This is a genomic window from Sphingomonas sp. Leaf22 (assembly GCF_001421715.1).
Classification (GTDB): domain Bacteria; phylum Pseudomonadota; class Alphaproteobacteria; order Sphingomonadales; family Sphingomonadaceae; genus Sphingomonas.
The window spans coordinates 128922-138525 of sequence record NZ_LMKP01000003.1; the positions used below are offsets into that span (position 1 = coordinate 128922).

The following is a 9604-nucleotide window of genomic DNA, read 5'->3' on the forward strand; positions in this document are numbered from 1 at the left end:
TCTCACCCGTTTCAATCGCGTTCGTGCCGTCGTTGCGTGAGGTCACGGCATTGGCTACGCCAGTATCTATGATCGCTTGTCGAAGGATTCCAATGTTCCGTCCAGCCTTGTTGCTCGGTCTCCTCATCAGCACCGCCGGAATTGCGCAGGATGCGCCGATCGCTCCGGCCTCCGCCCCCACTGCCGCCGAACTGACCACGCGTAACGCAGCGGTGAATGCCGAGCTGCCGGCGGCACAGGCGGCGATGAAGGCGCACGTCATGTTCCTTGCCAGCGACGCGATGCGCGGGCGCGATGCCGGGTCGCCCGAATATGCCATCGCCGCCAATTATGTCGCATCGCAATTCTATGCGGCGGGGCTGCGTCCGGCGGGCGATGACGGCAGCTATCTGCAGAACGTGCCGCTGATCCGCATGAACGCCGCCGGCAAGGGGCAGGTCAGCCTGAACGGCCAGGCGCTGACCTTTGGCGAGGAATATCTGCCGGGCATCAATCCGCAGGCAGCGGAATCGATGACCGAGGGCAAGGTCGTCTATGTCGGGTACGGTATCGTCCGGCCGGGTCGCGACGATTATGCCGGCGTCGATGTGCGCGGCAAGATCGTGGCGGTGGTGCGCGGCGCGCCCGACGGCCTCGACAGCGAGGAATCAGCGCATTTCGGCGGTATCGCGACGAAGGCGGCGATCGCCAGGTCCAAGGGCGCGGTCGCAGTAATCTCGCTCCAGACGCCCGACTCAGCGGCGCGCATGCCGATGTCGAAGATGGCATCGTCCTACGATAGTGCGAGCGTCAGCTGGGCCGCACCCGACGGTGCCGGCCATGTGATGGGCGGCGGCGCGCCGACCATCGCCAGCATCGGCGCGGCGGGTGCGGAGAAGCTGTTCGCCGGTTCGGGGACGAGCTGGGCCAAGGCGGCGGCTGCGCTGTCGGGCAAGGGCAAGTTCCGTGCGGTCGCGTTGAAGCCGACCATGGCCGTGACGATCAAGACCGCGATCACGCCGCTGCCCAGCTACAACGTTGCGGGCATCCTGCCGGGCAGCGACCGTTCGGTCGCAGCCGAAACCGTGGTGTTGTCGGCGCATCTCGACCATGTCGGCGTCGGCAGCCCCAATGCGAAGGGCGACACGATCTATAACGGCGCGATGGACAATGCGGTCGGCATCGCCTCGCTGATCGAGGAGGCCAAGCGGTTCAAGGCAGCAGGCAAGCCGCCGCGCCGCTCGATCCTGTTCCTCGCGGTCACTGCCGAGGAAAAGGGGCTGGTCGGCTCCGATTACTTCGCCAACCACCCGACGATCGAAAAGGCGCGGATCGTCGCCGACGTCAATCTCGACATGCCGATCATCACCTACAAATTCACCGACGTCATCGCGTTCGGCGCGGCACGGTCGACGCTGGGCGATATCGTCAAGCGGGCGGCGGCGCAGGCGGGGGCCAGCTTCTCGCCCGATCCGATGCCCGAAATGGCGCTGTTCGTGCGATCCGACCATTATCGCTTCGTACAGCAGGGGGTGCCGTCGGTCTTCCTGTGGCCGGGCACGTCGGGGCCGGGCAAGGCGGCCGTCGATGCGTTCTTCGCCAATAACTACCACAAGCCGTCCGACGAGGTGGTGCAGGGCCCGCCGATCGACTGGGAATCGGGCGAACGCTTCATCAATGTCAACTATCAGATCGCCCGCGACATCGCCGACGCCCCCGCGCGGCCGGCGTGGAACAAGGGCGATTTCTTCGGCACGCTGTATAACGGGTACGGCGCGAAGTGAGATGCGGGGAGCCGCCGCGCTCCCCCCATCCGCCGTCATCCCGGCGAAGGCCGGGATCCAAGGTTCCGCAAGCGCCGACGCGGGCGAACATGCGGCACGGTGGATCCCGGCCTTCGCCGGGATGACGAAGCAATGAATGTCTGTATCGAGGACTCCCATGTGCCTTCTCCCGCTTGCGCTGATGCTGGCATCGACCGGTGCGCTTGCCCAAACGGCGCAAACCCCGCCGCTGACCCGCGACGAAGCGGCGATGCGGGCGCATGTCGCGTTCCTCGCCGCCGACGACATGAAGGGGCGCGAGCCGGGGACGCCCGAATATGACCGCGCCGCCGTCTATGTCGCGCAGCAGTTGCGCGCCGCCGGGTTGCAGCCGGGCGGCGACGACGGCAGCTTTCTGCAACGGGTGCCGCTGATCTCGGCGGTGCCGGCGGGGAAGGGCCGGATGACGGCGGCGGGGCGGCCGGCGCTGACCTTCGGTGCCGATTATCTGACCTCGACCAGTTTCCTCGAACCCGATCTGCGGCGCTCGGGCGAAGTGGTGTTCGTCGGGCAGGGCGTGACCGACGCCGCCAACGCCATCGACGATTATGCCGGGCTGGACGTGCGCGGCAAGATCGTCGCCTATCTCGATGGCGCGCCGGCCCGGCTGCCGAGCGAGATCCGCGCGCATCTGGGCAGCGGCGATACCAAGCGCGCCAATGCCGCCGCGCATGGCGCGATCGGAGCGATCCGGGTCGACACCGACGAACCGTCGAAACGCTATCCGTTCAGCTTTCTGATGTCGCTGTATCGCAGTCCGCACCTGACGTGGGTCGACAAGGACGGGCGCGCGCAGGTCGCCGGCAACAGCGCGCCGTCGATCGGGTGGTTGAGCGCGTCGGGCGCGGCCAAGCTGTTCACCGGATCGGCTATCGACTGGCCGGCGGTGCTGAAGGCGGCGGCGGCAGGCACGCCGGTGCCGCATGGGGCCACGGGGGTGCGGGTGACCACCCGCCAACGTTCGCGGGTCAGGCGCTTCGACAGCAGCAACGTCGTCGGCATCCTGCCCGGAAGCGATCCCCGTTTGCGCGATCAATATGTCGCGCTGTCGGCGCATCTCGACCATATCGGCGTCTCGACCGACCCGACGCTGCCCAAGGGTGCGGACCGGATCAATAACGGCGCCATGGACAATGGCGTCGGCACCGCGGCGATGATCGAGGTCGCGAAACAGTTCGCCGCCGATCCGCGCAAACCGCGCCGCAGCCTGATCTTCGTCAGCGTGACGGCGGAGGAGAAGGGGCTGATCGGCAGCGAATATTTCGCGATGAACCCGACCGTGCCCAAGGGATCGATCGTCGCCGACGTCAATCTCGACATGCCGATCCTGTCCTATCGTTTCCAGGACATGGTCGCGATCGGCGCGGATCATTCGACCGTCGCGCAGGCCGTGGCGCGCGCGGCGGGCACGCGCGGCATTGCGCTCAGCCCCGATCCCGAGCCGGAAGAGGCGATCTTCGTCCGGTCGGACCATTACAGCTTCGTCAAGGCAGGCGTGCCGTCGGTGTCGCTCGACACCGGCTGGGCCGGGCCCGGCAAGGCGGCGGTCGCCGATTTTCTCGAGAACCGCTATCACCAGCCGGGCGACGACATGCGCCAGACGTTCGACTGGACGGCGGGGCGGATCTTCGTCGCGATCAACCACGACATCGCGCTCGACCTCGCCGATGCCGACGACCGGCCGCGCTGGAACAAGGGCGATTATTTCGGGCTGTTGTACGACGGTTACGGGGCGAAGTGAGCCGCCTGCTGATCTTCGGCATGGGCTATACGTCACGCGCGATCGCGGCCCGGCTGGAGCCACGGGGCTGGCGGGTGGTCGGCACGACGCGCGACGGGCGTGACGGCACGATCGCCTTTGCCGATGACGACCGCGTGCGGTTCGAGGCGACGCAGGCAACCGCCATCCTGTCCAGCGTGCCACCGGACCGCGACGGCGACCCGGTGCTGGAACGCTATCGGGACGTGCTGGACGGAGCGACGCTCGCCTATCTGTCGTCGACCGGGGTTTATGGCGATGCCAATGGCGGCTGGGTCGACGAAAGCACGCCGATCGCCGGGCGGCGGGGCAACCGCAATGAAGCGGACGCGGCGTGGCTGGCGCTGGGGGCGCGGGTGTTCCGGCTGCCCGGCATCTATGGGCCGGGGCGCTCGCCGCTGGAACGGGTCGCGGCGGGCGAGGGGCATCGGGTGGAGCAACCGGGGCAGGTGTTCAGCCGCATCCATGTCGCCGATGTTGCCAAAGGTGTCACGTGCGGACTGTCTGCGCCGGCGGGTTCGTATAATATATCCGATGATCTGCCAGCTTCGCAGAACGAGGTCGTCGAATATGCGGCGCATTTGCTGGGGCTGGACCCGCCGCCATTCGTCACGCTGGAGACGCTCAGTCCGATGGCTCGCGCCTTCTATTCCGAAAACCGGCGGGTGGCGAATGGCAAGGCGAAGCGGGTGCTCGGCTGGACGCCCGATTACCCCGATTACCGGTTCGGCCTGCGCGCCTTGAGCGCGACCACCAGCCCGGCCAGCGCCAGCACCGCCCCGGCCCCGGCCAGCGGCGACCAGCGATAATCCTCGAACAACGTCGACAACAGCATCGCGATAACCGGCACGACGACGCCGTTATAGGCCGCCTTGGCCGGGCCGATCGTGCGGATCAGCCCGAAATACAGGGTGAAGGCGACCGCCGACGCGACGATGCCGAGATAGAACAGCCCGGCGACATAGGTCCAGCGCCAGTCGAAGACCGGCGCACCGACGGTGAGGGTTGCATAGGTCGCATCCATCGTCGCGCCGATCAGCATCGCCAGCCCGAGCAGCGGCACCATCGGATAGGCCTTGGCGGTCGGGGTCGCCTGCATGACGTTGGCGACCGAGGCGGAGAACACGCCGGCCAGCGCGATGGCGAGGCCGATCAGCACCGCCGCGCCGTTTTCGGGATGCTCGCGCGCCTCATGGACGAACAGCAGCGCCACGCCTGCCAGCGCGATCGCCGATCCGACCAGCAATTGCCGCCCCATGCGCTGACCCAGAAGGATGCGGGCAAGGATCGAATTGGGCACGATCAGCAGCGCATACATCAGCGCGACCAGCCCCGAGGTGACATATTGTTCGGCGCGGTAGACGAAATTGAAGTTGAGGCAGAATTGCGCGAGGCCGAGACCGGCGGCGAACAGCAGCCCGCGCCGGTCGACCGCGATCCGGTCGCCGCGCCGCCATGCCCAGAGCAGCATGACGACACCGGCGATCAGGAAGCGATAGGTCACCGACCATGACGCGGGCACCACGCCCAGTTGATCGCGGATCACGATCCACGTCGATCCCCAGATCAGGGTGACGATGCCGAACGGGACCAGTACCGCCGGCGTCGCCGAACGGGGGACGTCGGTCACAGCGCGGCGATCGCGTCGGCAAGCGGGCGGACAGTCGCCGCATCCTGATCCCAGGCGACGACCAGCCGTGCCTGTCCGACCCCCCAGTCGTAGAAATCGAAGCCCTGACCGCGCAGGCCGGCGGCTTCGTCGGCGGTCAGGTGCAGGAACACCTCGTTCGCCTCGACCGCATGGACCAGCCGGTCGCCCGCCGCCTGTGCCAGCATCGCCGCACCGGCATTGGCGGCGCGGGCGTTGGTCAGCCAGACATCGCCGTCGAGCATCGCCAGCAACTGCGCGGCGAGGAAGCGGCCCTTCGACGCGAGCAGGCCGGCGCGCTTGCGGCGATAGCGGGCGACCTTCGCCAGTTCGGGGCGGAAGAAGACCAATGCCTCGGCCGACATGCCGCCATTTTTGATGAAGCCGAACGACAGCGCGTCTACGCCGGCTTTCCACGTCACCTCGGCGGGCGTGCAGCCGAGATACGCGACGGCATTGGCGAACCGTGCGCCGTCCATGTGCAGGCCGAGACCGTGCGCGCGGGCGAGCGCACCGATCGCGGCGACGTCGTCGGGGGTGTAGACCCGGCCGGCCTCGGTCGCCTGCGTGATCGAGATGGCGTGCGGCTGCACTTGATGCACGTCGTCGCGGATCGTCGCGAGATATGCCTCGATCGTGGCGGGCGCGAGCTTCGCGCCGTCGCCGCCCAGCAGCATCAGTTTCGCGCCATGGGTATAGAATTCGGGCGCGCCGCCTTCGTCGTTCTGGATGTGGGCGTCCGCGTGGCAGACGATGCCGCCATGCGGCGGGCACATGGCGGTCAGCGCGAGGCAGTTGGCGGCGGTGCCCGATGGCACCCACAATATCGCGACCTCGCAGCCGAACACGTCGCCGAACCGCGCGTCGAGCTGGGCGCTTAGCCGGTCGCCATCATAGGCGGTATCCTGTCCGTTGGCGGCGACGATCGCGTCGAGGACGGCTGGGCAGGCGGGGGCGGCGTTGTCGGAAAAGAAGCGCATGGCAATGCCTTGGGCGGACGGGGGGCGGGGGTCAACCGGGGTGGGTTGTATCGGGGGCCGGCTTGGCATCCCGTCACCCCGGACTTGATCGAGACCTCTGCGAAAGTCGCGAGCTTCGCCAAAAACGCACCGTACCCCCGCGCAGGCGGGGGTCCAGAGCCAAGCAGAACAACGGCTTGCGCCTGGAACCCTGGACCCCCGCCTGCGCGGGGGTACGGCAGGGGGCGGGAGTCGGGACTTTCGCCTAGGTCCCGTCTTGATCCGGGGTCTCGGTTCTGTTCTTTCTTGGGACGATGCGGGTGTGCGGGCCGTACCAACAGCGCGACGCCGTAGCCCGCATTGACGGCAACGTGGCGATCTGACCTCGCCATGTCCTCTGTTTTTCGACGACGGAGAAGAAGCGGGACCCCGGGTCAAGCCCGGGGTGACGGGGTTTGGGGTCGGTGCGTCCCACCGAGGCGTACCCCTGCGCAGGCGGGAGTCAGAGCCATGCAGAACAACGGTTTGCGCTGACCCTGCACCCCCGGCCTGCGCGGACGACGTGGGCTGCCTTACTGCTCATCCTCTTCGGGTGGCCGGCGATCCTCCGGCGGGACCGGTTCTTCCTCGCGGCGGCGGCGGTCGTTGGGGCCGAAACGGACCTGGCCGTCGGGGTCGACCGATACGTCGAAGCCGGGGCCTTCGACCCGTAACGGCCCTTCGTCGGGGATGCCGAGCACGTCCTGTACCGCGTCGATCGCATTGTCGATCGGTTCGGGTTCGGGCGCGGCGACCGGCACCGGATCGCGCAGGTTCAGCGCCTGTCGCATGAAGTCGCGCCAGATTCGCGCGGGCAGGCCGCCGCCGGCCAGCCCCGGATTGGTGCTGTTGTCGTCATTGCCGAGCCAGACGCCCGCGACGATGCCGCCGGCATAGCCGACGAACAGCGCGTCGCGATTGTCCTGCGTCGTGCCGGTCTTGCCGAACGCCTCGACCGGCAGGTTGGCGGCGATGCCGGTGCCCGAGCGGATCGAGGCGGCGAGCAAGGTGCGCATCCCCTCCAGCTCCTCGCGCGACAATGTCTTGCGGGTCGAGCGCAGGCGGTCGAGCCAGGTCGGTTCGTCCTTTTCGGCAAGGCCGCGCGGGATGACCGGCGCCTCGCCCGCTGCGATCGCGGCATACGCACTGGTGAGTTCGAGGAGAGAGACGGTCGAGGTGCCGAGCGCGATCGAGGCTTCGTTGGCGATCGGCGTCGAAATGCCGAGGTCGCGGGCGGCGCGGATGACGTTGCGCACGCCGACTTCCTTGGTCAGGCGCGCGGCGGCGACGTTGCTCGACCGCTGGAACGCGCGTTCGAGGGTGATCGCGCCGAGATAGCGGCCGTCGCTGTTCTTGGGGCTCCATTCGCCGATCGTGACCGGTTCGTCGAGCACCTGGCTCTGCGGTGTCAGGCCCGATCGCATGGCGGCGAGATAGACGAACAGCTTGAAGGTCGATCCGGGTTGCCGCCGCGCCTGTACCGCGCGGTTGAACGGGCTGGCGCGGTAATCCTTGCCGCCGACCATCGCGATCACCCGGCCGTCGGGGCGCATCGCGACGATCGCGACCTGCGTCTGGCGCAGGCCGGCATTGCGGACGGCGCGTTCGGCGGCACGCTGCATCCGGACTTCGAGCGTGGTCGCGACCTTGCGATCGGCACCGATCCCGCCCGCCCGGTCGCGCGCCTGTGGCAGCACCCAGTCGGCGAAATAGGTGCCCGACGGGAGCGTGCTGTTGTCGGCGACGCGCAATATGGCGGGTTTGACGCGGCGCGCTTCGGACGGGGTCAGATAGCCGGCATCCTCCATCGCGCCGACGACCACCGCCTGCCGGGCGCGCGCGCCCTTCAGATTGCCGGTCGGGGCAAGGCGCGAGGGAGCCTTGACCAGTCCGGCCAGCATCGCCGCCTGTCCGACGGTCAGATCCTTGGGCGCGCGGCTGAAATAATGGCGGGCGGCGGCGTCGAGGCCATAGGCGTTGTCGCCGAAATAGGCGTTGGACAGATAGCGGGACAGGATCTCGTCCTTGGTCAGCCACGCCTCCAGCCAGAAGGCGATCAGCACCTCGCGCAGTTTCCGCGCCGCCGTCCGGTCCGAATCGAGGAACGCGTTCTTGGCGAGCTGTTGCGTGATCGTGCTGGCACCCTGTCGTACGCCGCCGGCCTGGGTATTGGTCCACATCGCGCGGACGATGCCGCGCGGGTCGATGCCCCAATGGGTGCGGAAGCGGCGGTCCTCGATCGCCATGAAGGCTTCGGCGACATGTGCGGGCAATTTGGTCGCGTCGACCGGCTTGCCGATATTCGCGCCGCGTTCGGCGATCGGGGTCCCTTCGGCCGACAGCAGCGTGATCGACGGCGGGGCGGGCGGTTCGAGCGATTTCGACAGCGGCGCGGTGAAGGCGAGCCATGCGATGGCGATGACCAGCAGGATGATGAGGATGCCGAAGCCGCGCATGGCCCAGCGCAGCCACCAGCGTAAGGGGCGGCCGCGGCGGGCGGTTTGCGGCGCGTCGGGGCCGGGCGGCGGGGGTGGCGGCGGACCGCCCGTACCCGGATAGCTGCGATCATAGTCCGCCAGCGCATCGTCGAACGCGGCCAGCCGTCGACGCCGTTCCAGCGCGTCGCCCGACAACGGGGTCGTCAGACGCCCGATCCGGCTGGGATCGATCGGGCCGGAGGGCGGGTACGGGGGGTCATAAGCCATGATACCGGCCGTGTATTATCGTTCTGATACAGCTTCGGCAAGCGGGGTTGCGGCGGGGCGAGGGTGCGCTGCGCACCATCGCCGGAACCGCTGAGGCGGCCGCGCGCTAGGTGCCGGACAGCCAAGGAGAAACGGCGTGGACGACGATCGCATCTGGAGTTTTGAGGAAAGCCTGTGGACCGCCGACGCGGCGCATTACGAGGAATCGATCGACGACGAATGCCTGATGGTGCTGCCGATGCCGCCGTTCGTCTTTACCGGCAGGCAGGCGATCGACGCGGTGAAGGACACGCCGCGCTGGGAACAGGTGTCGCTGACCGAGCGGCAGGTCGCCCGGCCACAGGAAGGGCTGATCGTCGTCGCCTACAAGGCGGAGGCGCATAAGGGTGGCGAGGCGTATCTGGCCTATTGCACGTCGACCTATCGCTGGATCGAGCATGGCGTGTGGACCGTGGTCCAGCACCAGCAGACCCCGCCGCTGACGTCGAAGGGCGAGTAGGGGGCGATCCGACGATTTCGTCACCCCGGGCTTGATCGAGACGTCTGCCAAAGTACTGCCCCTTGCCGTACCCCCGCGCAGGCGGGAGTGTTCACTTCGGACTCTGTAGACGTTTTCTGGCGAGGAAGATGTCGAGGGTGATCTCGAGCATCTGTTGGGTCTTGGAGGCGCGTTTGGTTCGGCGGTTGAAGCG

At 67.9% G+C, this 9604-nt stretch carries 7 protein-coding genes; 4 read left to right on the top strand and 3 right to left on the bottom strand.

The features are described 5' to 3' along the window. The first annotated feature begins 92 nt into the window (after nt 1–92). The 3 genes from ASE70_RS03155 (at nt 93) to ASE70_RS03165 (ending at nt 4370) form a co-directional block, all read left to right on the top strand. Nucleotides 93–1763 carry a M28 family metallopeptidase gene (locus ASE70_RS03155; protein WP_056399512.1) on the top strand — a complete coding sequence of 557 codons (1671 nt, stop codon included), beginning with the start codon at nt 93–95 and terminating at the stop codon, nt 1761–1763. A 157-nt stretch (nt 1764–1920) separates the two neighbouring features. Beyond that, on the top strand, nt 1921–3543 hold the full coding sequence (locus tag ASE70_RS03160; RefSeq protein ID WP_056501285.1) for a M28 family peptidase: 1623 nt from the start codon (nt 1921–1923) through the stop codon (nt 3541–3543). After that, complete coding sequence (locus tag ASE70_RS03165) at nt 3540–4370, top strand: NAD(P)-dependent oxidoreductase (protein WP_235519533.1); 831 nt, start codon at nt 3540–3542, stop codon at nt 4368–4370. Before ASE70_RS03160 ends, ASE70_RS03165 begins: the two co-directional genes overlap by 4 nt. On the opposite strand, the gene ASE70_RS03170 is transcribed toward ASE70_RS03165, so the two are convergent. The 3 genes from ASE70_RS03170 to ASE70_RS03180 form a co-directional block, all read right to left on the bottom strand. Then, nucleotides 4280–5191: a DMT family transporter gene (locus tag ASE70_RS03170; protein WP_056501288.1), complete on the bottom strand. Its 912-nt coding sequence runs from the start codon at nt 5189–5191 to the stop codon at nt 4280–4282. The two genes, ASE70_RS03165 and ASE70_RS03170, sit on opposite strands and share 91 nt — an antisense overlap. Beyond that, nucleotides 5188–6189, bottom strand: a complete 1002-nt coding sequence (locus ASE70_RS03175) for a threonine aldolase family protein (RefSeq protein WP_056399524.1) — start codon at nt 6187–6189, stop codon at nt 5188–5190. The genes ASE70_RS03170 and ASE70_RS03175 overlap by 4 nt, the downstream gene beginning before the upstream one ends. Before the next feature lie 551 nt (nt 6190–6740). Then, on the bottom strand, nt 6741–8912 hold the full coding sequence (locus ASE70_RS03180; RefSeq protein WP_056400216.1) for a transglycosylase domain-containing protein: 2172 nt from the start codon (nt 8910–8912) through the stop codon (nt 6741–6743). A 136-nt stretch (nt 8913–9048) separates the two neighbouring features. Here ASE70_RS03180 and ASE70_RS03185 point away from each other — a divergent pair, with 136 nt between their 5' ends. Beyond that, nucleotides 9049–9411, top strand: coding sequence for a hypothetical protein (locus tag ASE70_RS03185; RefSeq protein WP_056501289.1), 363 nt, complete (start codon nt 9049–9051; stop codon nt 9409–9411). The last annotated feature ends 193 nt before the right edge of the window (nt 9412–9604 follow it).

Excerpts from the sequence above, each read along its gene's own strand:
- ASE70_RS03175 (WP_056399524.1), bottom strand. The coding sequence starts at position 6,189 with ATGCGCTTCTTTTCCGACAACGCCGCCCCCGCCTGCCCAGCCGTCCTC.
- ASE70_RS03155 (WP_056399512.1), top strand. The coding sequence starts at position 93 with ATGTTCCGTCCAGCCTTGTTGCTCGGTCTCCTCATCAGCACCGCCGGA.
- ASE70_RS03180 (WP_056400216.1), bottom strand. The coding sequence starts at position 8,912 with ATGGCTTATGACCCCCCGTACCCGCCCTCCGGCCCGATCGATCCCAGC.
- ASE70_RS03160 (WP_056501285.1), top strand. The coding sequence starts at position 1,921 with ATGTGCCTTCTCCCGCTTGCGCTGATGCTGGCATCGACCGGTGCGCTT.